The 25,993-nt window shown below is 63.4% G+C and carries 24 protein-coding genes and 1 tRNA gene; 14 read left to right on the top strand and 11 right to left on the bottom strand.

The features are described 5' to 3' along the window. Window positions 1-17: 17 nt before the first annotated feature. Together K3178_RS02160 and K3178_RS02155 are read right to left on the bottom strand one after the other, a co-directional pair. On the bottom strand, window positions 18-1,862 hold the full coding sequence (locus tag K3178_RS02160; protein WP_221569742.1) for a DUF885 domain-containing protein: 1,845 nt from the start codon (window positions 1,860-1,862) through the stop codon (window positions 18-20). 121 nt (window positions 1,863-1,983) lie between these two features. Then, window positions 1,984-3,255: a metal-dependent hydrolase family protein gene (locus K3178_RS02155; RefSeq protein WP_221569741.1), complete on the bottom strand. Its 1,272-nt coding sequence runs from the start codon at window positions 3,253-3,255 to the stop codon at window positions 1,984-1,986. Between the two features lie 14 nt (window positions 3,256-3,269). Between K3178_RS02155 and K3178_RS02150 the strand changes: the two genes are divergently transcribed. Then, window positions 3,270-3,857 carry a DUF308 domain-containing protein gene (locus tag K3178_RS02150; RefSeq protein WP_221569740.1) on the top strand — a complete coding sequence of 196 codons (588 nt, stop codon included), beginning with the start codon at window positions 3,270-3,272 and terminating at the stop codon, window positions 3,855-3,857. A gap of 2 nt (window positions 3,858-3,859) precedes the next feature. Here K3178_RS02150 and K3178_RS02145 read toward each other — a convergent pair whose 3' ends face one another. Together K3178_RS02145 and K3178_RS02140 are read right to left on the bottom strand one after the other, a co-directional pair. Beyond that, window positions 3,860-4,453 (bottom strand): DUF2585 domain-containing protein, encoded by a 594-nt coding sequence (locus tag K3178_RS02145; protein WP_221569739.1) that lies wholly within the window; start codon window positions 4,451-4,453, stop codon window positions 3,860-3,862. A gap of 56 nt (window positions 4,454-4,509) precedes the next feature. Further along, window positions 4,510-5,388, bottom strand: a complete 879-nt coding sequence (locus tag K3178_RS02140; RefSeq protein ID WP_247713481.1) for a MipA/OmpV family protein — start codon at window positions 5,386-5,388, stop codon at window positions 4,510-4,512. A 112-nt stretch (window positions 5,389-5,500) separates the two neighbouring features. Here K3178_RS02140 and crtY point away from each other — a divergent pair, with 112 nt between their 5' ends. Genes crtY through K3178_RS02105 form a run of 7 tightly spaced genes read left to right on the top strand, consistent with a single transcriptional unit; the run spans window position 5,501 to window position 13,706 of the window. Further along, window positions 5,501-6,688 (top strand): lycopene beta-cyclase CrtY, encoded by a 1,188-nt coding sequence (gene crtY, locus K3178_RS02135; RefSeq protein WP_221569737.1) that lies wholly within the window; start codon window positions 5,501-5,503, stop codon window positions 6,686-6,688. Further along, a complete protein-coding gene (locus K3178_RS02130; protein ID WP_247713480.1) occupies window positions 6,685-8,238 on the top strand; it encodes a phytoene desaturase in 1,554 nt (517 codons plus the stop codon). Before crtY ends, K3178_RS02130 begins: the two co-directional genes overlap by 4 nt. Further along, window positions 8,235-8,657, top strand: a complete 423-nt coding sequence (locus K3178_RS02125) for a hypothetical protein (protein WP_221569736.1) — start codon at window positions 8,235-8,237, stop codon at window positions 8,655-8,657. Before K3178_RS02130 ends, K3178_RS02125 begins: the two co-directional genes overlap by 4 nt. Beyond that, window positions 8,654-9,235 (top strand): LOG family protein, encoded by a 582-nt coding sequence (locus K3178_RS02120; protein ID WP_221569735.1) that lies wholly within the window; start codon window positions 8,654-8,656, stop codon window positions 9,233-9,235. Before K3178_RS02125 ends, K3178_RS02120 begins: the two co-directional genes overlap by 4 nt. Further along, on the top strand, window positions 9,223-10,251 hold the full coding sequence (locus K3178_RS02115; protein ID WP_345719866.1) for a phytoene/squalene synthase family protein: 1,029 nt from the start codon (window positions 9,223-9,225) through the stop codon (window positions 10,249-10,251). Before K3178_RS02120 ends, K3178_RS02115 begins: the two co-directional genes overlap by 13 nt. Before the next feature lie 36 nt (window positions 10,252-10,287). After that, the gene (locus K3178_RS02110) at window positions 10,288-12,159 is read left to right on the top strand and encodes an acetyl/propionyl/methylcrotonyl-CoA carboxylase subunit alpha (RefSeq protein ID WP_221569734.1); all 1,872 of its coding nucleotides are present in this window, start codon (window positions 10,288-10,290) and stop codon (window positions 12,157-12,159) included. Next, on the top strand, window positions 12,156-13,706 hold the full coding sequence (locus K3178_RS02105) for an acyl-CoA carboxylase subunit beta (RefSeq protein ID WP_221569733.1): 1,551 nt from the start codon (window positions 12,156-12,158) through the stop codon (window positions 13,704-13,706). The genes K3178_RS02110 and K3178_RS02105 overlap by 4 nt, the downstream gene beginning before the upstream one ends. Here K3178_RS02105 and K3178_RS02100 read toward each other — a convergent pair. Beyond that, window positions 13,703-14,971 (bottom strand): multidrug effflux MFS transporter, encoded by a 1,269-nt coding sequence (locus tag K3178_RS02100; protein WP_221569732.1) that lies wholly within the window; start codon window positions 14,969-14,971, stop codon window positions 13,703-13,705. The genes K3178_RS02105 and K3178_RS02100 overlap by 4 nt on opposite strands. 115 nt (window positions 14,972-15,086) lie before the next feature. Here K3178_RS02100 and dinB point away from each other — a divergent pair, with 115 nt between their 5' ends. Then, a complete protein-coding gene (dinB, locus tag K3178_RS02095) occupies window positions 15,087-16,202 on the top strand; it encodes a DNA polymerase IV (RefSeq protein WP_221569731.1) in 1,116 nt (371 codons plus the stop codon). On the opposite strand, the gene K3178_RS02090 is transcribed toward dinB, so the two are convergent. The 4 genes from K3178_RS02090 to K3178_RS02075 all read right to left on the bottom strand — a co-directional run bounded on the left by K3178_RS02090 (window position 16,199) and on the right by K3178_RS02075 (window position 19,219). Then, complete coding sequence (locus K3178_RS02090) at window positions 16,199-16,669, bottom strand: NUDIX domain-containing protein (protein ID WP_221569730.1); 471 nt, start codon at window positions 16,667-16,669, stop codon at window positions 16,199-16,201. The two genes, dinB and K3178_RS02090, sit on opposite strands and share 4 nt — an antisense overlap. Then, window positions 16,657-17,277 carry a 6-phosphogluconolactonase gene (locus tag K3178_RS02085; RefSeq protein ID WP_221569729.1) on the bottom strand — a complete coding sequence of 207 codons (621 nt, stop codon included), beginning with the start codon at window positions 17,275-17,277 and terminating at the stop codon, window positions 16,657-16,659. Before K3178_RS02085 ends, K3178_RS02090 begins: the two co-directional genes overlap by 13 nt. Window positions 17,278-17,345: 68 nt before the next feature. Then, on the bottom strand, window positions 17,346-17,807 hold the full coding sequence (locus K3178_RS02080; RefSeq protein WP_221569728.1) for a Dps family protein: 462 nt from the start codon (window positions 17,805-17,807) through the stop codon (window positions 17,346-17,348). Window positions 17,808-17,896: 89 nt separating this feature from the next. Then, window positions 17,897-19,219: an alkaline phosphatase PhoX gene (locus tag K3178_RS02075; protein ID WP_221569727.1), complete on the bottom strand. Its 1,323-nt coding sequence runs from the start codon at window positions 19,217-19,219 to the stop codon at window positions 17,897-17,899. Window positions 19,220-19,292: 73 nt separating this feature from the next. Here K3178_RS02075 and K3178_RS02070 point away from each other — a divergent pair, with 73 nt between their 5' ends. From K3178_RS02070 to K3178_RS02060, 3 genes are read left to right on the top strand one after another with little or no spacing between them, the layout of a single operon-like run. Next, window positions 19,293-20,087, top strand: coding sequence for an SDR family oxidoreductase (locus K3178_RS02070; RefSeq protein WP_221569726.1), 795 nt, complete (start codon window positions 19,293-19,295; stop codon window positions 20,085-20,087). A gap of 18 nt (window positions 20,088-20,105) precedes the next feature. Then, on the top strand, window positions 20,106-21,314 hold the full coding sequence (locus K3178_RS02065) for an acyl-CoA dehydrogenase family protein (RefSeq protein ID WP_221569725.1): 1,209 nt from the start codon (window positions 20,106-20,108) through the stop codon (window positions 21,312-21,314). 3 nt (window positions 21,315-21,317) lie between these two features. Further along, window positions 21,318-22,421: an acyl-CoA dehydrogenase family protein gene (locus tag K3178_RS02060; RefSeq protein ID WP_221569724.1), complete on the top strand. Its 1,104-nt coding sequence runs from the start codon at window positions 21,318-21,320 to the stop codon at window positions 22,419-22,421. Here K3178_RS02060 and K3178_RS02055 read toward each other — a convergent pair whose 3' ends face one another. Both K3178_RS02055 and K3178_RS02050 read right to left on the bottom strand, forming a co-directional pair. Next, window positions 22,422-22,670: a DUF6356 family protein gene (locus tag K3178_RS02055; RefSeq protein WP_221569723.1), complete on the bottom strand. Its 249-nt coding sequence runs from the start codon at window positions 22,668-22,670 to the stop codon at window positions 22,422-22,424. A 104-nt stretch (window positions 22,671-22,774) separates the two neighbouring features. Further along, window positions 22,775-22,848 (bottom strand) — tRNA-Gly (locus K3178_RS02050). 290 nt (window positions 22,849-23,138) lie between these two features. On the opposite strand from K3178_RS02050, the gene K3178_RS02045 reads away from it, so the two are divergent. After that, window positions 23,139-24,635 carry a CoA-acylating methylmalonate-semialdehyde dehydrogenase gene (locus K3178_RS02045; RefSeq protein ID WP_221569722.1) on the top strand — a complete coding sequence of 499 codons (1,497 nt, stop codon included), beginning with the start codon at window positions 23,139-23,141 and terminating at the stop codon, window positions 24,633-24,635. Window positions 24,636-24,725: 90 nt separating this feature from the next. Then, a complete protein-coding gene (locus K3178_RS02040; RefSeq protein WP_221569721.1) occupies window positions 24,726-25,961 on the top strand; it encodes a hypothetical protein in 1,236 nt (411 codons plus the stop codon). Window positions 25,962-25,993 lie beyond the last annotated feature (32 nt).

Raw genomic sequence — 25,993 nt, 5'->3', positions numbered from 1 at the left:
TCAGGCAAAGCGCAAAATCAGCCGCCGCCGCGCGCGATCCAGCGATCGATCTTCGTCTCCAGAACAGGCAGTGGCAGCGCCCCGGTATCGAGAACCTGCGCATGGAAATCGCGGATGTCGAACTTCTCGCCGAGCCGTTCCTCCGCCTTGGTGCGCAGTTCCTGTATCTTGAGCGCACCGACCTTGTAGGCCAGCGCCTGGCTCGGAATGGCGATGTAGCGCTCGACTTCGGCGATTACCTCGGTTTCGGTCATGCCGCTGTTCTGCAACATGAAGTCGATCGCCTGCTCGCGCGTCCAGCCCTTGGAGTGGAGACCGGTGTCGACCACCAGTCGCATGGCGCGCAACTGTTCGTCCTGCAGCGTCCCATAGCGGTTCCACGGATCGTCGTAGAAGCCCATTTCGTAGCCGAGGGTCTCGGCATAGAGCGCCCAGCCCTCGATATAGGCCGTGGTCCCGCCGAAGCGCATGAAGCTGGGCAGGTCCTCGTTCTCGCGCGCAAGACTGATCTGGAAGTGGTGTCCGGGCGACCCTTCATGCAGGTAGAGCGTGACATTGCCGGTCTTCAGGCGGCTCGGCAGGTCATAGGCGTTGAAATAGAAGATGCCGGGCCGCGATCCGTCGGGCGCACCGCTCTCGTAAGAACCGCCCGCTTCGAACTTCTCGCGATATTCCTCGTAGGGCTTGATCACGAGCGGGGTCTTGGGAACGAGCGAGAAATAGTCGCCGATCATGGCATCGACTTCGTGCCCGATGTCATAGAACCGCTGCGTCAGCGCCTGGCGGCTGGGGTGCTTGAACTGCGGATCGGTCCGCACGTAATCGAAGAATTCGTTGAGCGTGCCGGTGAAGCCGACCTCGTCCTTGATCTCTTCCATCCCCGTCTTGATGCGCGTCACTTCGGCAAGGCCGAGATCGTGCAAATAATCCGCGGTGAGCGGCAGCGTCGTCGTTTCTTCGATCAGGTGCTGGTAAAGCGCAGGCCCGCCCTTCATCTGGGCGAGGCCCACGCTGTCACGCGCCACTTCGTAATATTCGTCGCGCAGGAAATCGCGCAGCCGTCCGTGCGCTCCATAGACCGCAAGGATGGACTCGAGATATTCGAACTGGAGACGCTTCTTTTCCGCAGCCGAGAAGCTGTCGGGGAAGTTCGTGATCGGCATCCACAGCGGGGATTCGTGCACCTTCATGCCCAGCTGGGTGTCGAGCTGGGTGATCACATTGCCGATCGTCAGCTTGGTCTCGAGCACGCCGGACGCCATGCCCTCGCGCATCTTTGCGATCATCCGGTCGTTGAGCGCGATATAGTCGGCGTGGCGCTTGAGGTTGTTTTCGTAGTCCTCGACCGTGGCGAAAGGCGCCGCGCTCTGCCCGCTGGCGAAGTTGGGATAGAAAGTGTGGTAGCCGGCGAAATGGTTGACCGGTCGTACTTCGGTGAGCGCGAGGATGTCAGGGGCCAGGCTCCTTACCGCACGCGTCTGGTCATATTCGAAGACGTCATACGCCAGCTGGTCGGTCGGCGAGAGCACGCTGCGATCGATCTCGGCCAGCTTGCGCAGGTTCAATTCGGCATCGGCCCGGCTCGCATCGTTGTAGGCATCGGTGTAGTAGTCGCCGATCTTGTCGGGGCGCCGCATGTCGCCGCGGAACAGCGCGCTGATCGGATTGAGCTCGAGATTGCGCTCGTCGGCCTCGGCAAACAGGGCGAAAAGGTCTTCGTGCTCTGCCGCCGCTTCCATTGCCGCAGCAGTCGCTTCCACCTCGGCAGCTACAGACGACGCAGCGTCCATTCCGCCGGTGGTCGCACAGGCGGCCAGCGAAAGGGCGGATGCGCCGGTCAGCGCGATACGAACGAAATTCATTTGCGGCAATTTCCCCGGTTTGGACTTTGGCGCGGCTCTACGCCAAATTGCCGGAGAGGGAAGCCCCCTCCGACCGCCGCGCAACCATTCTCGACCAACGGCCGGGTGGGATCGTGCTAGCCTATTCGATCACGCGGCCGCGGATCATCACCCAGTCGACATCTTCCAGCACGGTCGCATCTTCCAGCGGATTGCCGTCGACCGCGATGATGTCGGCCGAATAGCCCGGTGCAATCCGGCCGATCTCTCCTTCCATGCCGATGATCTTTGCGGCGCCGGTCGTGGCGCTGGCAAGCGCATCGCGGTCGCTCATGCCATTGGCTTTGAGGAGCGCGAATTCACCTGCGTTCTCGCCATGCGGGAATACGCCCGCATCAGTGCCGAAGGCCACGTTCACGCCCCAGCGACGGGCGCGTTCGACGATCGTGCTGGCATATTCGCTGACGGCGCGGATCTTCCCCTCGACGACAGGAGTATAATAGCCCGTGCCGAGGTTCTTCTTGATGCCTTCGAATGCCATCAGGGTCGGGATCAGCGTCGTGCCGTTCTCGCGCATGGCCCTGGCTGCACGCTCGTCGAGATAGGTGCCGTGTTCGATCGTGTGGACACCCGCACGGGCCGCCGCCTCGATGCCGCGCGCGCCGTGCGCATGGGCCGCGACCTTCAAGCCGAGCGATTCCGCCGTGGTGACGATGCTTCGCATCTCTGCATCGGAGAAATGCGCTTCGAGGCCGCGTCCCTGCTGGCTGAGCACACCGCCGGTCGCGGTGATCTTGATCAGGTCAGCACCATATTTCGAGGCGAGGCGAACCTTTTCCGCGCACTCGACCTCGCCGGTGCAGTTGAAGCCGGTCGTCAGGACCGGGTCGAGTTCCTTGCGGAAGCCGTTGCCGTAATCGCCATGCCCGCCGACGATCGATATCGTGCGGCCCGAAGTGATGATCCGGGGGCCCGGCACCATGCCGATTTCGGTCGCCCGGCGGAGCGATTGCATGACCTGGTCGGTCCGCGAGCCAACATCGCGCACGGTGGTAAAACCGGCGAGCGCAGTGAGCCGCGCATTCTTGACCCCCTCGATAACCTTCCATTCGGGTGGGGTGGTGGCGGTGCGCCAGAACTCGCCGCTCGGATCGCCGGAGAGATGCGTGTGCAGGTCGATCAGGCCGGGCACCAGCGTCTTGCCTTCGAGATGCACCATGCTCGCGCCTTCGGGGACCGCCGACCAGCCTTCCTCGATGCTGACGATCCGGCCATCGGTGACGGTAACCGTCGCGCGGCCCATGGGCTTTGCATCGGCATCGGTAATGACGCCATCGGCATGGATGACGGTGGTTTCGGCAGCGGCAGTGGAAGCCATCAGCCCGGCAACCAGCCCGATTATGAGTGTGCGCATGCGGTCTCTCCCCTTTGACGGAGATGCGTGATGCCTTTTTGACCCTCAAGCGGCAAGCGCCGTTTCCGGCAAGCTGTTTGAAAGGGTTATCGGTGCTATGGGATAGCAGGCAGGGAGACAGGGAGGAAAACTTGCGGGCGATACTTTTCATCGTGGCCGGCTGCGCGATAATCGCTGCAGGCTTGCGCGTGTTCCCGGACACTAACGACATTCCGACGGCGATGTCGGTCATTCTGGTCGTTTTCGGGCTGCTCGTCATCCTGGCCGGCTTGCATCACCTCTGGCTGCGCATCCAGCGCCGACGCGCCTACGCCGGTGGTCGAGACCGCAAGGGAGAGATCATCGTCGAAGGGCTGCAGGGCGAGGAAGAGGATGTGGCTCAAATAGTTTTCGTGACGAAAACCCGAAAATGGCGACTGACCGTCGATACAAGGAGCCTCGCAAAAGATCATCGCACGAGCGGAGCGACGGCGAGCGCGAAGGCGTGGCTCGGTGATGACGACTTGATTTACGCGATCGATGTCGGCGACCGGAAACTGCTACCGATCTCGGCGGGCAAGGAAATCGCCCTTGATGACGAGCGCACGACCCTGCGCGGCTAGGCTCAGCCCAGCGCCTGCCATTCGCGGATGAATTCGAAGGGGTAGAGGAGCATGATCACGTTGAGCGTGAGATTGTCCCGCACCACCCATGCGGCGACCACTTCCATGATTATTGCCAGCACAACCGTCACCCGAACGGGCAGCTTCAGGGCGAGCCAGAAGCCGAAGCTCATCCAGCCGATGTCAGCCATGGAATTGATGATGCTGTCGCCCGAATAGCCCCAATTGACCGTGACCGAGCGATAACGGTCGATGATCCAGGAAGTATTCTCGAGGATTTCCCAGGCGGCCTCGATAAAGACGGCGAGAGTGAAGGAGTACTTCCCCGCCGACTTCCCGCCGATGCCCAGCTTGGAAAACAGCAGCCAGCCGAGCGCATAGAAGATCATGCCGTGGATGATGTGGCTCGGCGTGTACCAGTCCGACAGGTGCTGGCTGTTGCCCGAGGCGTTGATGTCGCCATACCACAGCGCCACATAGCCGCAGGTGCAGATCGGCGGGCGGCCCATCGCGAACAGGATCGCCAGCGTCACCGCCACGATTGCGAGGGCGGCGACAAAGGCCTTGCGGTGCGGACTGAGCTTGCGTGCAGACATGCCGCCTGATTGGGGCGGGCTTCAGCCGACGGCAAGCCGCCGCGCGAAACTATCCGCTAGAAAGTGTAGCCGACGCCCAACGCGATGAAATACTGGTCGTTATTGCCGCGGATGCTTGTGAAAGGCGTATCCGCAGCATCGTTCACCAGCTTGGACCAGCCTCCGATACCGACCAGCGAGAAGCCGCCGTCGGTCACATCGCCCGAAAGATCGTGCGCGAGGAGCAGGTTCACACCGTAGCTCTGCATTCCGCCCTCGGCCTGGAAACCGGGCAGGACATCGGGATCGGGCAGCAGCGCGTTTGCTGGCGGGACCGAGTAGTAATAATCGGCGAACTTGTCGTCGATGAAGGTGGTGCTGAAGGAGAGCGAGGCTGCCGTGGCGCGGCTGAAGGGCGTGAAATAGGTCACGCTCGGGCTCCAGTACATGCCGCCATGCGCGCCTGCGACATCCCAGGCCGCGTCCAGATTGACGCTGAGACTGTCGAAGGGATGGAGCAGCTTGGGAAAGCTCAGACCGACGCTGCCACCCAATTCGACCGCGCGGTCGAGCTCGCCGTAGGCCGCGACAACATCGTCCCTGATATCTTCGACATCGGTCCGGTCGTTCCGCAGGCGGATGAGCGGACCTGCGGATATGGCCACGCCTTCATCGGGATCGGGAACGAGGTCCACCGCAATCCCGGCCGGGCGCGGGTTGATCTTGATGCCCCCAACGCTCGCCTGGACGATCGGCAGTATGTTCACGCCATAATCGTCGCTGCCCGAATAACTGGCGTTGTAGCCAACGCCGATGCCAACGCTGAGGAAGTCGCCATCGAACACGGTTTCCGGCGGCCCGGCGGGTAGCGGGTCCTCCGCATCGACTTCCTGCGCAAGTGCCGGGAAAGCGGCACAGGACAGGGCAATTGCAGCAACGTGCGCGAAACGGATCATTCGGATTTCCCTCAATTTGTCTTTCGCCAGCAACGGATTGGCGGGTTCCTCGTTCCTGCACAAAACGAAAGGACGTTGCCCGCAATGCACCCTGCCCTTAAGCCGCATGCCGATGCAGGCTGAGAAAATCGATATCGCCATCGTCGGCGGGGGGCTTGCCGGAGGGCTGACCGCGCTGGCGATCAACCGGGCATGCCCGATGCTCCCGATCGGCCTGTTCGAGGCAGGCCAGAGCTTCGGTGGCAATCATCGCTGGAGCTGGTTCGAAGGCGATCTCGACGAGGCCGGGACCGCGCTGATGGAACCGTTCGAAAAGGCCCAGTGGCCGGGCGGCAACGAGGTGCGTTTCCCGTCGCATACACGCCGCCTGTCGAGCGATTACCGCTCGCTCGACAGCCGCAGCTTTGACGCTGCGCTACGTCGCCTCCTGCCGCAGGAGGCCATCCGCACCGGATCGAAGGTGATGGGGCTGGATGCGCAAGGCGTTACGCTCGAAGGCGGCAAACGGGTGAAGGCACGCTTGGTCATCGATTGCCGCGATGCCGGACCGAGCGAGCACCTGACCGGTGGCTGGCAGATCTTCCTCGGCCAGCAGCTGCGGAGCGAAAAGCCGCACGGGATAGATCGACCAATCATCATGGATGCGACCGTCGACCAGCCGGGGGCCTATCGCTTCGTCTATGTCCTGCCGCTCGGCCCTGATGAAGTTTTTATCGAAGATACTTACTACGCCAACAGCCCGGTGCTCGACGAAAAACTCCTGCGCGGCCGCATTGCGCACTACGCCGCAGCGCAAGGCTGGGAGGGCCAGCTCGTCCACGAGGAAACAGGCGTCCTGCCCGTCATCACCGGGGGCGATTTCGCCGCCTATCGCGCCTCGCTTGCTACAAAAGGTGTGGCCTTGTCCGGCGCGCGCGGCGGCTTCGTCCATCCGCTGACCAGCTACACCCTCCCCATCGCGGTCGAGAACGCGCTGGCAATCGCCGCGCAGGCGTCTGACAATTTGGAATCGCTGCCGGAGTTTCTCGAAGGCCGTGCCGAAATGCACTGGCGCCGAACCGCCTATTACCGGATGCTGGGCAAAATGCTTTTCGACGCTGCCGAGCCCAGCGAACGCTACCGGATTTTCGAACGCTTCTACCGCCTTCCCGAACCCTTGATCGAACGGTTTTATGCCGCACGATCCACTCCGCTCGACAAGTTGCGCATCCTTACCGGCAAGCCGCCCGTAGCTGTGGGACGCGCCGTCAAGGCTTTGCTTGGCAAGGGCGCCCCACTGGTCCAAGGAACCAACCCATGAACGCCGAAACGACGTACCCGCCGGTTCCCGCCGATCTTCCCGAAACACCGACCATTCCCGAGCCGACCGGCAGGACGGCCTGTGTCATCGGATCGGGCTTCGGCGGCCTTGCCCTGGCCATCCGGCTGCAATCGGCCGGCATTGCCACCACGGTAATCGAGGCGCGCGACAAGCCGGGTGGCCGCGCCTATTTCTGGGAGCGTGACGGCTTCACTTTCGATGCCGGTCCCACCGTCATCACCGATCCCGATTGCCTGCGCGAGCTATGGGCGCTGACCGGCCACGACATGGCCGAGGACATCGAGATCGTGCCGGTGATGCCCTTCTACCGGCTCAACTGGCCCGACGGCACCAACTTCGATTATTCGAACGACGAGGAGCAGCTCTTCCGCGAAATCGCAGAGCTCAATCCGGGCGATGTGGCAGGCTACCAGCGCTTCCTCGAATATTCCGAAGGCGTTTACGAGGAAGGCTACGTGAAGCTTGGCCACGTTCCCTTCCTCGATTTCAAGTCGATGATGAAGGCCGCGCCCGCGCTGGCCAAGAAGCAGGCCTGGCGCAGCGTCTATTCGATGGTCTCGAGCTATGTCGAGAACGAGAAACTGCGCGAGGCCTTGAGCTTCCACACGCTGCTCGTCGGCGGCAACCCGATGAAGACGTCGAGCATTTACGCGCTGATCCACAAGCTCGAAAAGGATGGCGGCGTGTGGTGGGCTAAGGGAGGCACCAACCGCCTGATCGCAGCGATGGTGAAACATTTCGAGCGGATCGGCGGCACGGTGCGCCTGCACGATCCGGTCACTCGCATCCACACGCTCGGCAACAAGGCAAGCGAGGTGGAGACCCACTCAGGCTTCAAACAGCGCTTCGACGCTGTCGCCAGCAATGCCGACATCATGCACAGTTACAAGGACCTGCTCGCAGGCACCAAGCGCGGTGAGAGCTATTCGAAGTCGCTCTCACGCAAGAGCTTCTCGCCCAGCCTGTTCGTGGTCCATTTCGGGATCGAGGGCACCTGGCCCGGCATCCCGCATCACATGATCCTGTTCGGGCCGCGCTACAAGGAACTGCTCGAGGACATCTACGATCACGGCGTGCTGCCGCAGGATTTCTCGATCTACCTGCACCACCCCAGCGTGACCGATCCCAGTGTCGCGCCGGAAGGGATGAGCACATTCTACGCCTTGGTACCGGTCGCGCACATGGGCAAGCTGTCGGTCGACTGGGAGCAGATGGGCCCCGTGCTCGAACAGCGCATCCTCGAAGAGGTCGAGCGGCGCCTGATCCCCGGCCTGTCAGAGCGGATCGTGACCAAGTTCCATTATGCCCCGCGCGATTTCGCGATGGATTTGAACGCGCATAAGGGCAGCGCCTTCAGCCTCGAGCCTCTGCTCACCCAAAGCGCCTTCTTCCGCGGGCACAATCGCGACGACGTGCTGGACAATTTCTACCTCGTCGGTGCAGGGACGCACCCCGGCGCGGGCATCCCCGGCGTCGTCGGCAGCGCCAAGGCGACTGCAGGATTGATGGTAGAGGATTTGGTTTTGTGAAGTTCGGATTTGCTGTCGCGTTGGCGGCATTCGTTATTGCAGGATGCGGTGAAACGGCGGCGCGTGAAGAAGCGCCGGTGCCTGCTGGCCTCGAGCCTGTCGAAATGCCGGCTGGCGAACGTGTCTATTTCGACCCAGCCTCGCGCGGCGAAGGCGAGATGAATGGCAATCCGGCGCGCACCGGAGTGTTCGTCGAGGTCTTCGAGACGACCGACGATCGCTGGGCCATTCGCCGCGAAAGATGGACCGCGCGCTGCGAGCCGCAGCATGCGACGAAGGAGGTCCTTTCAATTCAAACGTCGAGCGGCGAAACGGTGGCGGAAAGCTCCCTCGTCATTCCCGAGCGCGATTTCGCCGCCCGCAGCTATTACTTGCGCAGCATATCCGGCTATCTGTGCGGGCAGGAGGTGATGCCGTGAAGCGACTGGCAGTCTATTGCGGTTCGGCCTCCCCGGAGGACCCGCGTTATCTTGAACTGGCGCGCGAAGTGGGTGCAAGCCTGGCTGAGCGCGGAATCGGGGTCGTCTATGGCGGCGGTCGTCTCGGCCTCATGGGCGCGGTCGCCGCTGGCGCGCTCGACAAGGGCGGCGAAGTTATCGGGATCATTCCCGATGCACTCGCCAATAGCGAAGTCGCCAATCACGACTGCACCGAGCTCTACACCGTTTCGGGCATGCACGAGCGCAAGCAGCGCTTTACCGACCTGTCGGACGGGTTCGTCACCATTCCCGGCGGCGTGGGCACGATGGACGAGCTGTGGGAAGCGGTCAGCTGGGCGCAGCTGGGCTATCACCAGAATCCGGTCGGCCTTCTCAATGCTTTCGGCTTCTACGACCACCTCATCGCCTTCAACCGCCACATGGCCGATGTCGGTTTCGTGCGCCCCGCGCACCAGGGGATAATTCTGGCCGAAGAGACGTTAAGTGCGTTGCTGGACAAGATGGAAACCTATGTCCCGCACACTCCGATCTTCAAGATGAAGGCATCCGACCTCTGACGACGCAGCGCCCCCTGACCACGCAGAACCTGCGCCCGACACCGGCCCGCGCGGGCGGCGGGCGCGAGCGTGCGACACTCGTTGCCAAGGCACTGGAATCCATCGAAGTCGGTTCGCACAGCTTTTCGGCGGCCTCCAAGCTGTTCGACAAGGCCACGCGCGAGCGCAGCTGGCTGCTCTATGCATGGTGCCGCCGCTGCGACGACATTGCCGACAATCAGGACAAGGGCGGCCCGCTCGGCAACCAGGGCACGCCCAAGGAAGCCGAAGACCGGATCCAGGCGATCCGCGTCCTCACCCGCCGCGCGCTGGAGGGGCAGCCGACGGCGGATTTCGCCTTCGATGCGCTCGGCATGGTCGCTTCCGAATGCGGGCTGACCTACGAGATGTGCAACGATGTCATCGGCGGCTTCGCCATGGATGCGACCGGTTTTGCGCCCAAGAACGAGACCGACATGCTGCGCTATTCCTACCATGTCGCGGGAGCAGTCGGCATCATGATGGCCAAGATCATGGGCGTGCATGACGACGATGGCGAAACGCTCGACCGGGCGAATGACCTTGGCCTTGCCTTCCAGATCGCCAATATCAGCCGCGACGTGGTGGAAGATGCTGCTGCAGGGCGTGTCTACATTCCTGCCGACTGGCTGGCGGAGGCGGGCCTGACCCCGGGCGAACACGCGAAACCGGAAAACCGCTTCATCCTCGCAGGGGTCATGCCGCGTATGATAGGCCTTATGCAGAAGCACGAGGATGCCGCGCGTCTGGGCGCCAAGCGCCTGCGCTTCCGTTCGCGCTGGGCGGTACTGTCGGCGGCGAACATCTATGGCGCGATCGGGCGCAAGGTCCTCAATCGCGGCCAGAAGGCCTGGGACACGCGCACCCGCGTCAACGCTGCAGAGAAGATGTGGCATGTCACCACGGCTTTCTTCCAGGCCGTGTGGAACAGGCCCAGCGGACCGGTCGAGCCGATCATCTGGTCGCGCCACGATTTCCGCCCTGTTGCAGGCTGGTAGCTTGAAGCGCTGCCGTCTCGCGGCTAGCGCATTCGTATGATTTCGAAACTCCTCATCGCCAATCGTGGCGAAATCGCCTGTCGCATCATCCGAACCGCGCGCGAAATGGGGATCGCCACGGTGGCGGTCTATTCCGATGCCGATGCCAAGGCGCTCCATGTTCGCTCGGCTGACGAGGCGGTTCATATCGGTCCCTCGCCTGCTGCCGAGAGCTACCTCGTGGGCGAGAAAATTATCGCGGCGGCCAGGGAAACCGGCGCTGAGGCCATCCACCCCGGCTACGGCTTCCTCTCGGAAAACGCGGGCTTCGCGCAGGCGGTGATCGACGCGGGGTTGATCTGGGTCGGCCCCAAGCCTTCCAGCATCGAGGCGATGGGCCTCAAGGACGCGGCCAAGAAACTGATGCGCGAGGCGGGCGTACCCGTTACGCCGGGCTATGAGGGCGAGGACCAGTCGGTCGAGCGCCTCAAGTCCGAAGCCGACGCCATCGGCTACCCCGTGCTGATCAAGGCGGTCGCAGGGGGCGGCGGCAAGGGGATGCGCAAGGTCGATGCGGAGGCGGACTTCGAAGCCGCGCTCGAAAGCTGCCGGCGCGAGGCCAAGGCCAGCTTCTCCAACGACGAGGTGCTGCTCGAAAAGTGGATCACCTCGCCCCGCCATATCGAGGTTCAGGTGTTCGGCGATGCCCACGGCAATGTCGTCCACCTGTTCGAACGCGACTGCTCGCTTCAGCGCCGCCACCAGAAGGTGATCGAGGAAGCCCCCGCCCCCGGCATGGACGAGGCCACGCGCGAGGAAATCTGCGCCGCCGCCGTGCGCGCCGCCAAGGCCGTCGATTACGAGGGCGCCGGCACGATCGAATTCATCGCCGACGCCAGCGAAGGCCTGCGCGCCGACCGCATTTTCTTCATGGAAATGAACACGCGGCTTCAGGTCGAACACCCGGTGACCGAGGAGATCACCGGGGTGGACCTGGTGGAATGGCAGCTAAGAGTGGCTAGCGGCGAGCCGATTCCCTGCACGCAGGATGAGCTTTTCATAGACGGACATTCCATCGAAGCGCGCCTCTATGCCGAAGACCCCTCGGGCGGTTTCCTGCCCTCGACCGGGCGGCTCGACCATTTCGATCTTGGCGTGGAAGGACGGATCGAAACCGGGGTCGAGGAAGGCGACATGATCTCGCCATTCTACGACCCCATGGTTGCCAAGCTCGTCGTCTGGGGCGAAACGCGCGGCGAGGCGATCGACCAGCTCGCTGGGATCGCAGAGGGCGTGGAAATCTGGCCGGTGAAAACCAATGCTGCCTTCATCGCGAACTGCTTGCAGGACGAGGATTTCGAGGAAGCGCAAATCGATACCGGCTTTATCGCGGAAAAGCTCGACAGCCTTGTTTCCTCGGACGAGGCCGATGACGAAATCTGGCAGAGCGCTGCAGATTTCATCGCGCTCGCCGAAACCGAAGACCATTCGGACCTTCCGATAGGGCTTCGCCTGAATGCACCTGGCGTTCTGTCCGCCACCCTAACCCACAAGGGCCAGACGCGCACGGTGACTGCTGCAAACCAGACCGCAGAAACACACGCGACTGGCTTCGTCGATCCCGCGCGCGCGGTTGTGTTTGCCGACGGTCAGAGCTTCGTTTTCGAACGCCAGTCGCGCGGAACTGGCGCTGCGGCAGCAGGTGACGGCGCCATCCTCGCCCCCATGCCGGGCAAGGTCATCGCGGTCGATGTGGCCAAGGGCGACACAGTCACCGCGGGACAACGTCTGATGGTGCTCGAGGCGATGAAGATGGAACACGCGCTCACCGCACCCTTCGACGGCACCGTGACCGAGCTTTCCGCCAGCGAAGGCGGGCAGGTACAGGTCGAGGCGGTGCTGGCGGTTGTGGAGCCTAACGAAGAGTGAGCTGGCAAGGCGAACTCGAGGAACTGCGAAAGCGGCAAGAGTTCGCCGAAGCCATGGGCGGACCCGACAAGCTCGCTCGCCAGCATGGCCGCGGCAAGATGGATGCGCGGGCGAGGCTTGCCGCGCTGGTCGATCCCGGCTCCTTCCGCGAGATCGGCAAGATTGCGGGCAAGGGGCACTATGATGCGGACGGCAATCTTGGCCACGTTACCCCTGCCCCCTTCCTCTTCGGCAAGGCGGAAATTAACGGACGCCCCGTGGTCGCCACGGCAGACGATTTCACCATTCGCGGCGGGGCTGCCGATGCGGGGATCAGCCGCAAGATGGTGCAAGCCGAAAAGATGGCACATGAACTGCGCTTGCCGCTCATCCGCATGATCGACGGCACCGGCGGCGGGGGCAGCGTCAAGACGCTCGAGATGATCGGCGCGACCTACATTCCCGCCGTACCCGGCTGGTCGGACGTGGTGAAAAACCTCGACACCGTGCCCGTGGTCGCGCTGGCGCTTGGCCCCACCGCAGGCCTCGGAGCGGCGCGCACCGTGGCGAGCCATTATTCGATCATGGTGAAAGGCCTCAGCCAGATATTCGCCGCCGGACCCGCCGTGGTCGATGGACTTGGCGAAAGCTACAAGGGACCGGCCGATCACCAGCAGGCCAAGGAAGACCTGGGCGGCTCCGAAATCCACACGCGCAACGGCGTGGTCGACGACGAGGTCGGCTCGGAGGCGGAGGCCTTCGCCCGCGCGCGGCATTTCCTCTCCTTCATGCCCGAGCATGTCGGCCAGCTCGCAGCCCGCGCCGAATGCTCCGACCCGGCGGACCGCCGCGAGGAAGCGTTGCTCGACCTCGTCCCGCGTGAGGAAAAGCAGGTTTATTCAATGCGCCGCTGTCTCGACATGGTGCTCGATCAGGGCACAGTCTTCGAGATCGGCCGCATGTGGGGCCGTGCATGTATCACCGCACTCGCCCGATTGAACGGCTGGCCGGTGGCGGTACTCGCCAGCGACCCGTCCTATCTCGGCGGTTCGTGGGAGGCGAAGACGAGCGAGAAGGTCGAACGCTTCGTCAAGCTTGCCGACCAGTTCCGCCTGCCCATCGTCCACCTCGTCGACAATCCCGGCTTCATGATCGGGCGCGAGGCGGAGATGGCGGGCACGATCCGCTACGGCGTGCAGGCGATGAACGCGATCTACAAGGCCAGCGTCCCGCTCGCCTCGGTCGTGCTGCGCCGCGCCTATGGCATCGCCGGCAGCGCGATGAGCAATGCCGAGACCTATCAGTACCGTTTCTGCTGGCCCTCGGGCGACTGGGGTTCCTTGCCCATCGCGGGCGGGCTGGAGGTGGCCTACAAGTCCGAACTCGAAGCTGCCGAAGACCCGGCAGCCGAACTCGCCGCGATCCGCGAGCGGCTGGACAAAGTCACGTCCCCCTTCCGCAGCGCCGAGCGCTTCAATGTCGAGGATATTATCGACCCGCGTGATACGCGCCCGCTGCTGTGTGAGTTCGCCCAGCTTGCGTGGCGCAAGCTGGAGAGCGAGACCTAGATCGCCTCGTGCATGGCGAGGTACTTGCGCGCCTCGCCCGGACGGCGGAACAGCTTGCCGCGCTCGCTGAACAGCACCAGCAGCAGCGCGCACAGGCTGAAGCCGAACAGCGCCAGCGCGATGGGCTTGGCCGTGCCGTCATAGGCCTGCCCGATGGCGATGCCGATCAGCGCAGCGCCGCCCATACGGATGAAACCCTGCGCCGAACTCGCCGCCCCTGCGGTCTTTTCGAAGGGCTGCATCGCGATCGAACCGAAGTTCGCGCCCATGAAGCCGAGCAGGCACAAATTGCCCGCCATCAGCGGTACGAACCATACGAGGTTACCCGGCTGGAAGAAGGCGGCATAGACCTGCATTGCGGCAAGGCAGATGAAGGTGACGAGCGCCGTATGGCTCACCCGCCGCGCGCCGAACCGTTCGACGATGCGCGAATTGGCGAAGCTGGATACGGCCAGCGTCGATGCGGTCATGCCGAAGATGATCGGGAAATACTCGTCGGCATCGAAATGCTCGCCGATCAGCTGCTGTGCGCTGTTGATATAACCGAACAGCGCCCCGAAGGTGAGCGCGCTGCCGATGACGTATCCCGATGCCTCGCGCGTGGTCAGCGTGAGCGGGAGGTTGTGCGCCACCGTGCGGAAATCGAGGCGCGTGCGGTCTTCCCGCGCCAGCGTTTCGGGCAGGCGCGACCATGCCCAGACCCAAACCGCCGCGGCGATCAGCGCCATCACCACGAAGACCCATGGCCACTGGGCGAAGGCGAGCACTGCCTGCCCTACGCTGGGCGCGAGCACGGGCACGACCATGAAGACGATGAAGATGGTCGACATGATCCGCGCCATCGCATCGCCCTCAAACCGGTCGCGGATGATCGCGGCGGGCAGTACGCCGAGGCCCGCCGTGCAGAAGCCCTGGATCCCTCGCATCCACAAGAGGCTCTCGTATGTCGGCGCGAAGGCGCACAGGATCGAGGTCACCACGTAGAAGGCGAAGGCCACGAACAGCACGCGGCGGCGGCCAAAGGTATCGGCAAATGAACCTGGGACAAGGCAGCCCGCCCCTGCCGCCAGCAAGTAGATGCCGACGACCAGTTGCCGCCGGTTGGGCTCGGTCACTCCGAAGGAACCCGCAATCTCGTCGAGCGCGGGCAGCATTGCGTCGATCGCGAGCGCGCCAAGGCTCATCGTCGCCGCCATCAGCGCAACGAATTCGGCCCGGCCGATGCTACGACTTGTGCCGTCGCTGGAAGAGATGCGCGTGATCATGCGGGAAGGTCTTTGTCGAGGGATTGATACGCTGGAAAGTCATTGCGGGTCCTCACCCTCGAAATTTTCCCGCGCTGTGCTTCATTTGTCGCGCCCCCGCGTTTATCGCCTGATCATGGCCGAGGACGAAAAGGATGACGATGGGGAGGCAGTCGGCCTCCGCAAGATCATCCATGTCGACATGGACGCTTTTTTTGCCAGCGTCGAACAGCGCGACAACCCGGAATTGCAGGGCAAGCCCGTGGCCGTGGGCGGATCGAGCGGGCGCGGGGTGGTGGCCGCCGCCAGCTACGAGGCGCGCAAGTTCGGCGTGCGCAGCGCCATGCCGAGCGTCACCGCCAAGCGCCTCTGCCCCGACCTCATCTTCTGCAAGTCGCGCTTCGACGTCTACCGCGAGGTGAGCCAGCAAATCCGCGCGATTTTCCGCCACCACACCGACCTGGTCGAGCCGTTGAGCCTCGACGAGGCCTACCTCGATGTGACCGAGGACAAGCTCGGCATCGGCAGCGCGACGCGTATCGCCGAGCTGATCCGGCAGGAAATCCGGGCCAAGACGAAGCTGACCGCCAGCGCGGGGGTGAGCTACAACAAGTTCCTCGCCAAGCTGGCGAGCGACCAGAACAAGCCAGATGGGCTGTGCGTTATACGCCCGGGACAAGGTGCCGAATTCGTCCAGTCGCTCCCGGTCCGGCGGTTCCACGGTGTCGGACCAAAGGGCGCGGAGAAGATGGACCGGCTCGGCATCCAGACGGGTGCGGACCTGGCAGCAAAGGACATTGAGTGGCTGCGCGCCCACTTCGGCAGCTTTGCCGATTACCTCTACCGCGCGGCACGGGGCATCGATTTGCGTCCAGTCCGCTCGAGCCGCATCCGCAAGTCTGTGGGCGGCGAGCGGACCTTCAGCCGCGACCTCTCCTCGGGCAGCGAGCTGCGCGAGACGCTGGAGGACATCATCGATATTGTCTGGGGCTATATCCTTCGCGCCGAGGCCAAGGGGCGCACGGTGACGCTCAAGATGAAATACACCGATTTCCAGATCTTCAGCCGCGCAAAGACGGTCGACAGACCCATCACCGAACGGGCGGAATTCGAACGGATTTCACGCGAGCTGCTGGAGGAGGTCCTGCCGCTGCCCATGCCGATCAGGCTGATGGGACTGACATTGTCGAAACTGGAACACGACGGGCCGGAAGAACCCAAACGCCCCGACGCTCAGCTTTCGCTGCTCTAGCTCTTGCGCGCCTGCCACATCCTGAGGTGTTCGCGCGTGTAGCGGCTGAGCGGTTCGGGCAGCGAATGCGTGGGGAAGAACCGCGCTTCGATAACCTCGCGGCCATCTGCCTCGGGCATGTCGTGGACGACGCCTTCGAAAACGTGCCCCTTGTGGAGCGCGCCCGAAACCGTTTCCTCGATCACGCCGACCAGCTTCATGCCTTCGATTTCGCAGGCGGTCTCTTCCATCAACTCGCGCCTCGCGGCGTCTTCGGGGCTTTCGCCATTGGCGATGCCGCCGCCGGGGAAGAACCAGTCCTGCGGGCCATAGCTGTGCCGGACCAGCAATACCTGCCCGTCGAAATCGCGGCCGATGACCGTCACCCCGTCGCGTGCCTTGCCGGTTGCCGAACGCAGCCGGTTGCGCAGGCGATAGGCGATCTTGAGTGCGAACCGGTGAAGGGGAGCAGGGATCAGGTGAAGCATGTAACCGGCTGTTTAGCGCCCGAAAGCAGCCTCGCAACCGGTAAATCGCTCTTCCCCCCAACAGCATCCTCGAACACCGCCCGCTTGTCGTCTCCCCGAATGACGAAGGCGATCTCTTCGCTGTCGAGCAGCGCAGGCAGGGTCAGGCTGATGCGGTCGAAAGGTGCTTCGGGCGGCAAAGGGTCGGGGGTCAGCCGGATGATCCGGCGCTCTTCGTCGAGCTTGGGATCGGTATTTGGAAAAAGCGAGGCGATATGCCCGTCCGCACCCATTCCGAGCCAGGCGAGGTCGAAATGCGGGACCTGCTCCATGATCGTCAGCGTCACGACCTCGGCACCTGCAGGTTCGAACAGCGCGCGCAGCTTGCCGGTATTCGACGCCTCGTGATCTTCGGGGACGATCCGGTCGTCACCCGGCCAGACCACCAGCCGCGACCAGTCGAGGTCGGCTTCGAGCAGTTTCGCGATGATCGGGAACGGCGTGGAGCCGCCCGGCACGGTAATCGTTACTGGGCCCTCGCGCGCATCCAGTGCTGCGCCGAGTTTCGTTTCCAGCCACTGCGCGATCTGCGCATCGCCTGCATTTTCGATGATGTTCACGTCAGCCATGCATCCTCCGATACAGCAAACCCGCCTGCGGCCAAGCCGCAGACGGGTGAATTGCTATGCGAGCGCGGTCACTTGCTCGTCTGGTTGAGGAACCAGATGCGCTCTTCGCACTGGTCGATCCAGTCGTCGACGATCCCGCTAGTGGCGTTGTCGCCCACGCTTTCGGCCTCTTCCTTCACGGTTTCGAGGCGATCTTTCAGCTTGCGGTTGTCGTCGCGCAGCTCGGCGACCATCGCATCGGCGGTAAGGGTTACGTCATCCTGATCCGCGATCTTCGTCTCCGCGGCAATCGTGCCGATCGAGGTGAGCGTGTATTCGTCGTTCTTGCGCACGCGTTCGCCGATATCGTCGACGGTCGCGATCAATTGCGCGGCCTGTTCGTCGAACAGCAGGTGCAGGTCGCGAAAACGCGGACCGGCGACGTGCCAGTGGAAGTTCTTGGTCTTGAAATAGAGCGCCATCGTGTCCGCCAGCGCGCCGTTGAGCGCGGTAACGAGACCCGATTTCGCATTGTTGCCGAGTTCGGCCATCTGAATTCTCCTTTGTCCTGACAACGGACGCCGGAGATGCAGGTTTCCCGAATACTGGCGGTTCCAGTAATCGCCTCAGTCGATGAACCTCACGCGACCCATGGTCCCGTGATCGCCACCGTTCGCGTAGGAGCATAGGCGTTGACGAAGAACCACTTGCCGTCGGGCGAGAAGCACCCTCCCGCCAGTTCGGTCTGCATCCGCAGGCGGCCGAAGGCATAGGGCTCGCCAGCCGGTGTGATGCCGATCAGGCGGTTGTCCACCACCGGAGTGTATTGGTCTTCGCAGACGATCAGGTGTCCGTTGGGGCCGACGGTAAGATTGTCGCCATAATTGAACTGCGATCGGTTTTCACTTTCGAAAAACAGCTCGATCCTGTCTGCCGCACCGCTCCTTCCCGGGATGAACTTGAAAACCTGCCCCAGCTTCGCCGCGCCGCCGCTTGTCGAGCAAATGAAGAGTTCGTCCTCACCCATGTGCAGCCCTTCGCCGCGAGCGATCAGCGAGCCGCCCTGTGCGGCCGCACGCTTGCGCAGATCGTCTTGAGGCGCCTCGACATCGTCCATCGGTATCCACTCGACCGGATAGCGCGTGCCGACTTGCATCGAGGCCGCTTCCCAGTTGCGCGTGTCGGGCATGCCGACGATCCGCATCGCCTCCAGCTTCCCGCCCTTGGCCAGATCGCCCGGAACTTTGGGAATGAAGCGGTAAAATACCGAGTCGTTCCGGTCCTCGGTCTGGTAGACGATGCCTGTTTCGGGATCGACGCAAGCTGCCTCGTGATTGAAGCGGCCCATAGCCTTCAGCGGCTCGGGATTGACCTGCCCGGTGGCGCTTGCAGGCACTTCGAAGGTCCAGCCATGATCGCGAGCGAGCTTGTCGGGCGCGATATGCTGCGGCTCGGAGACGAATTCCTCACACGTAAGCCAGCTGCCCCATGGGGTTATCCCGCCCGAACAGTTGCGGATCGTTCCCGCTAGGGACCGGAACTCGCGCTTCTTTTCGAGCGTGGCGGCATCGAGCACGATCGTCGTGGTGCCGCCGGGCAGGACCATCTGCCCGGCCGCCTTGTCATATCCCGAGGCGAGCGTGGCACCAGCCCCATCGCCCGGTACCAGTTCATGATTGCGAATGAGTGCGATTTCGCCATTCGGCAACTGCAGGCAGCCCATGCCGTCCGCCTTGTCGGGCACTGTGCCGCCATCGCTCATCGCGTCGCCGAGGCTCGAAAGCAGCCGGTAGGAAAAGCCTTCGGGAAGGTCGAGCAGTCCGTCGGGGTCGGGGATGAGAGGCCCGTAACCTGCCAGCTTGGGCCAATCGGACTGCGGCGTCATGCAGCCGCTCAAACTCAGCGCGCCGAATGCGGTGGCGGTAGCGGACAGGAACTGGCGGCGGTGCATCTCTGCGGTCATGCGACTCTCCATTGGCTCTCTGGCTTCCCATGCGATAGCAGTGCGACGGGCAAATGACAGTGGGAGAGAGTGGATGCAGCTGACCCAAGGCATGGCGGCGGTGGTGACCGGCGGGGCGAGCGGCCTCGGCAAGGCAAGCGCGAAGGCACTGGCCGACCTCGGCCTCAAGGTGACGATCTTCGACGTCAACGAAGAGGCAGGCGAAGCGCATGCAAGCGCCATCGGCGGCACATTCGCAATGGTCGACATCACCGACGAGCAATCGGTGGTCGACGGTTTCGAAAAGGCGCGCACCGCGCACGGGCAGGAGCGGGTCACGGTCCACTGCGCCATGACCAGCCGCCGCGGCAAGACCCTGGGCTGGGACAAGGAAAAGGGCGGCTACAAGCGCCTCTCGACGGAAGATTATGCCTTCGGCGCAGAAGGGATCCTCGTTTCCTCCTACCGTATCGCCAGCCATTCGGCGCTCGGCATGGCGAACAGCGAGCCGCTGAACGTGGACGGTGAGCGCGGCTGCATCACGCTAACCGCAAGTGTCGCTGCGCAGGACGGGCAGATCGGGCAGGTCATCTACGGCAGCTGCAAGGCCGGCGTGAACGGCCTCGTCCTGCCCATGGCGCGCGACCTGATGGACCTCGGCATCCGGGTGAACTCGGTCATGCCCGGCATCTTTGCCACGCCGCTGATGCTCGGAATGAAGGATCGCAACCCGCAGATGTGGGACCAGCTAAATGCCAGCGTCCCCTTCCCCAAGCGCCTCGGCGAACCGGAAGAATTCGCCTCGCTGATCTGCGAGATTGCCCGCAACAGCTATATCAACGGCCACCAGTTCCGGCTCGACGGGGCAATCAGGATGCCGCCCAAATAGGGTGAGGAGAGGACAGACATGGAAATCGATTTCAGCCCCGAACTCGAGGCGTTTCGCGCGGAGGTCTGCGATTTCCTCGACACCGCGCCGACGCCCGAAATCCGCGAGGCGGGGCGCAAGCTCACCAGCGTCTTCGCGCCCTTCGAGCAGGTCATGGCCTGGCACAAGATCCTCTACGAGAAAGGCTGGGCCGCGCCCTCCTGGCCGAAGGAGCATGGCGGCACCGGCTGGACGGTCGAGCAGCGCTATATCTTTGCCGAGGAATACCGTCGCCGCGATCTGCCGCCGCTGCTGCCGCAAAGCCTCGGCATGGTCGGGCCGTTGCTGATCGATATCGGGACCGAGGAGCAGAAGGCGAAATATCTCCCGCCGATCCTCAAGGGCGAGGATTTCTGGGCTCAGGGCTATTCAGAGCCCAACTCCGGCTCCGACCTCGCTTCCTTGAGCTGCCGCGCGGACAAGGACGGCGACGATTACATCATCAACGGCTCCAAGATCTGGACCACCTACGCGCACCACGCCAACCGCATGTTCATGCTCGTGCGCACCGACAATACGGGCAAGAAACAGCAGGGCATCACTTTCCTCCTGCTCGACCGGGTGGATTATCCCGGCATGACCATCCGCCCGATTGTCGGTCTCGACGGCTTTCCCGAGCAATGCGAGGTCTTTTTCGAGGATGTCCGCGTGCCGCAATCGGGCCGCGTGGGCGAGGAGAACGACGGTTGGACGGTGGCCAAGCACCTGCTCAAGCACGAACGCGGCGGCGGCGCGCAAAGCCCGACACTGCACCGCGGGATCGAGCGCATCCGCGAGGCAGCGAAGGATACGCCCAGCGGCTTCGGGACCAGCCTGGCCGAGGACCCGGTGTTCCTGCGCGACCTCGGCGAACTGGAAGCCGATATCGCCAGCTATGAGGCGTTCGAGAAGCTGGGTGTGAGCGGGCATCCGATGGCGAACGATCCGTCCTGGCCCTCGATGAACAAGACGATGAATTCCGTGCTCACCCAGCGCATCAGTGTGATGATGACGCGAGTGACGGGCAACGAGGGGTTGCCGCTGCAGCACGAGGCCTTGCGCGTCGGTGCCAATGTCGAGCCGCTGGGGAGCGATCTCGAACTGGTGGCCATGCCCTATTACCTCAACAGCCGCGCGACCACGATCTACGCCGGGTCGAACGAAGTCCAGCGCGACCTTATCGCGCGCACTGCCGGACGGGGGGCCTGAGACATGGATTTCAGCTTCACCGACGAACAGCAAATGCTGCGCGACAGCGTCTCCTCATTCCTCCAGCGCAGCTACGATTTCGATGCACGTAGCAAGATCGTTCGCAGCGCCGAGGGCTGGTCGCGAGCCATTTGGGAGCAGATCGCCGAGATCGGCCTCCTCGCTCTTCCCGTAGCGGAAGATGCGGGGGGCCTCGGCGGGACGGCGCCGGACCTCGTCGCGGTCGCCGAGCCGTTCGGCGCGCATCTCCTTGCCGAGCCTTTCATCGCCACCCTGCTCGCCGCGCCGCTGCTGGCGAGCGTGGAAGACGAACGGCTCGAAGGGATCATGGAGGGCAGCAAACTCGCCGCCCTCGCCTATGAGGAAGGACACGGCACCGCCGACCCCTCGCACATCGCCATGACCGCGCACCGCGATGGCGAGCGCTTCATGCTCGACGGCGAAAAGCGGATGGTTCTCGCAGGCGGGGATGCCGACCTGCTGCTGGTGGTCGCGCGGCTGGAAGACCGGCTGGAAGACCGGCTGGCGCTGTTCTCCCTCTCGCCGGACAGCGACGGGATTACCATCAAAGGTTACCAGACGATCGACGGCCGCCGCGCGGCGAACATCCGGTTTTCCGGAGTCCAGGTCGAGAAGGATGACCTGCTCGCCAACGATATCGAGGATGCTCTGCGAAAGGCCCTCGACACCGCGATCCTGGCGCTATGTGCCGAGAGCGTCGGCGCGATGGGCGAGTTGCTGTCCCGCACCGCCGAATATGCCTCAACCCGCAAGCAGTTCGGTGTCCCCATCGCCACTTTCCAGGCGGTCGCGCACCGGCTTGCGGACATGAAGATCGCTTACACCAAGGCACGCGCAACGCTGCTCTACACCGCAGCGCTGATGGAAGCGGGCCATGCGACCGAGCGCGACATGGCCATCCTCAAGGGCCAGACCGGCAAGCTGGGCCGCGAAGTGGGCGAAGCCGCGATCCAGACGCATGGCGGCGTGGGCATGACCGACGAACTGGCTGTCAGCCACCTCCACAAGCGCATCCTCGCCAACGATGCCTTGCTCGGCAGCTCTGAATATCACCTGAGGAAAGTCGGCAACCTCAGCCGCAGCTGACTAGATACACCAGTCCTTCTGATGGCCCTTGGAAGCCTTGCCGTCGAATTTTTCGCGCCCGTGGATGATGCGCTTGTGCAAGCCGAGGATGGTCTTGCTTCCGGTCGACTTGCACCAGAAGGGGAACACGGCGTGGACGAAGCAGGCAAGCCCCGCCCCGACCATCTTCGCGCCGACCCCGGTGGCGACGAGGAAATGCTCGCCATAAGTTTCGCCGACGGAATTGGGGTGATCGGTGAAGATTTTCATCGTGTCCTCGCGCTCTGAGGTTGCGACTATAGACCTCGGAACACTGCGCTCAAGTAGCGCGCAGGGCGGTAGCGCAAAAAACCTCCAAATCGCTCCCAGCGATTTGGAGCGGGTGAAGGGAATCGAACCCTCGTCGTCAGCTTGGGAAGCTGCTGCTCTACCATTGAGCTACACCCGCCGGTGGGGCGCGAAATAGCCGCGCCGCGCGCAGGCGGTCAATTGCTTTCAACGCCCTGGCAACGATCTAAGGCGCCTTGGACGATTGGTATCGCGCCTTCGCGGTGACGCCGGACGACGACCTCTACCTTCCACCCGAGGACCGCGTGCGGATCTGGTGAGATCCTCGATGTCGAGCTTTGTGCGCCGCGTCGGGTGAACGTCGCGGCGCGACAAGGTTTCATCTGAAACCGGTTGATTTCGGACCCTGTGCTTGCCAAGGCCGTTGGCAAGGAAAGAGAGGAAACTCCCATGCGTCAGGTAGACCATTTCATCGCCGGCGGCGCCGGTGGCACCAGCAATCGCACTCACAAGATCTGGAACCCGTCGACGGGCGAGGTTCAGGCCGAAGTCGCACTTGGCGATGCCGCGCTGCTCCAGCGCGCAGTCGATGCAGCCAAAAAGGTCCAGCCCGAATGGGCGGCGACCAATCCGCAGAAGCGCGCGCGGATCATGTTTGCGTTCAAGGAGCTGGTCGAAAAGCACAAGCAGGAACTCGCCGAACTGCTGTCGAGCGAACACGGCAAGGTCGTCGACGACGCGCATGGCGACGTTCAACGCGGGCTCGAAGTCATCGAGTTTGCCTGCGGCATCCCGCAGGCGTTGAAGGGCGAGTTTACGCAGGGCGCCGGCCCCGGCATCGATGTCTATTCGATGCGCCAGCCGCTCGGCATCGGCGCAGGGATCACGCCGTTCAACTTCCCGGCCATGATCCCGATGTGGATGTTCGGCATGGCGATTGCGGCAGGCAATGCCTTCATCCTCAAGCCTTCCGAGCGCGATCCGAGCGTGCCGGTGCGCCTCGCCGAGCTGTTCCTCGAAGCGGGCGCGCCCGAGGGCCTCTTGCAGGTGGTCCACGGCGACAAGGAAATGGTCGACGCGATCCTCGACCATCCCGACATTCCGGCGATCAGCTTCGTCGGCTCCTCGGACATCGCTCAGTATATCTACTCGCGAGGGAGCGCGAATGCGAAGCGCGTGCAGGCCTTCGGCGGAGCGAAGAACCACGGCATCGTCATGCCCGACGCCGACCTCGACCAGGTCGTTAACGACCTTGCCGGGGCTGCATTCGGCTCGGCAGGCGAGCGCTGCATGGCGCTGCCAGTTGTCGTCCCCGTGGGCGAGGACACCGCGAACCGCCTGCGCGACAAGCTCATCCCCGCCATCAACGCGCTGCGCGTCGGCGTCTCGACCGACAAGGACGCGCATTACGGCCCGGTCGTCACGCCCGAACACAAGGCACGCGTCGAAGGCTGGATCGACACGGCAGAGAAGGAAGGCGCCGAAGTCGTCATCGACGGCCGCGGCTTTACGCTGCAGGGCTACGAGGACGGCTTCTTCGTCGGCCCCACGCTGCTCGACCGCGTCACCACCGACATGGACAGCTACAAGGAAGAAATCTTCGGCCCCGTGCTCCAGATCGTGCGCGCCAAGGATTTCGAGGAAGCGGTGAAGCTGCCGAGCGAGCACCAATACGGCAATGGCGTCGCCATCTTCACCCGCAACGGCCACGCAGCGCGCGAATTCGCCAGCCGCGTGAATGTCGGCATGGTCGGCATCAACGTGCCGATCCCGGTGCCGGTCAGCTATCACAGCTTCGGCGGCTGGAAGCGCTCGGGCTTCGGCGATATCGACCAGTACGGCATGGAAGGCCTGCGCTTCTGGACCAAGACGAAGAAGGTCACCCAGCGCTGGCCCGACGGCGGCGGCGATGGCTCGAACGCCTTCGTCATCCCCACCATGGGATAAATCAGGAAATCCCCTTCATTGGAGATTGTCGGGCAGCGGATTGTTCAATAATTCGCTGCCCGACGGATTCAATTCAAGGGGGTAATCCAGATGAGGTCGTTTATTACTGCTGCGCTGCTTGCAGCCACGTCCACTGCCGCCATGGCCCAGCCCGTCCAGGAAGTGGACGATACACCGGAAGAAATCGCCAAGGACGCCGCGCGCGACTTGAAGGACAGCCGGTTCTACAACAAGCCGGGTGCAACCCGCGCCGACTATGACAGCGACTGGCAGGAATGCCGGCTGATCGCGCGCGGTTCGCGCAATCCCGCCGGCACTACAACGGTCTACAATCCGGCGATGTACAATCCCGCGATCTCGCCGCTGGCAGGCGCGGTGGGTGGCGGGATCGGCGGCCTGATCGGCGCTGCCATCGTCGAGGGCCAGCAGCGCCGCGCCAATCGCCGCAGCTGCCTGATGATCCGCGGCTGGCGCCTTGTCGAACCGCCGCAGGCCCGGCAGGACGCAATCGCCGCGATGACCGACGAGGAGCGCGATGCCTTCTTCAACACCATCGTCGGCGCCGAGGAAGTCGAAGGCGAGATTACCACGCTCGACAGCTTCGAGCCGGTATCGGGCACCAAAGCCAGCATGACCGGTGCGCCGGCAGGCACGCCCACGCTCTACCTCGGCAAGAAAGTATCGCCCAGCGACCCCGTTCAGCTCGAAGAGGGCGAAGGAGCGATCATGGTGGTCTTCCGCCGCAATGACGAAGGCAGCATGGGCCGCTCCGGCTCGCTCGATGTAGCGCGTTACGACGCCGAAAACGGCGATCTCCACTACCAGCCGCGCAAGTGGAAGAAGATGGGCGACTTCACGACCTATTGGGAAAGCATAAACAGCAAGGATCGAAAGGCGCCCTACGAGATGCAGATCGTTCGGCTCACTGCCGGCGATTATGTCTTGAGCGCGGATTCGGTCGGCAAGGCCGTGCCCATGGCGACCTATTGCTTCGGCGCGCCGACTTGCCATGTCGAAGCCGGGAAGATCACCTATCTCACCGACCTTATCCCGTTCATGGGCGCCAAGCAGCCCGACGGCGAGAAAATCACCGGCATGGGCTATGCCCGAGATTTCGCCGTCGCGAGCGAGGCGCTCGCCTCGGTCCGCCCCGATCTGGCCGAGCGACTGGTCGATGGCGAGATACACAATGGCGCGACCTATATGTGCTCGGGCACGACGATGACGCGGATGGACTATCCGGGCATCACCGAAGCCGTGGTCGAGACGGTGGCCGAAGAAGACGCCGCGCCGGTCGAGGAAGTCCAGGCCGACGAAGCGCCGTAAGCGGCGAGGATCGGGATAAAGCTGCGGGGCGG

The sequence above is a fragment of the Qipengyuania sphaerica genome (assembly GCF_019711595.1).
GTDB lineage: Bacteria > Pseudomonadota > Alphaproteobacteria > Sphingomonadales > Sphingomonadaceae > Qipengyuania > Qipengyuania sphaerica.
This window is presented reverse-complemented; position numbering and strand designations above follow the sequence as displayed.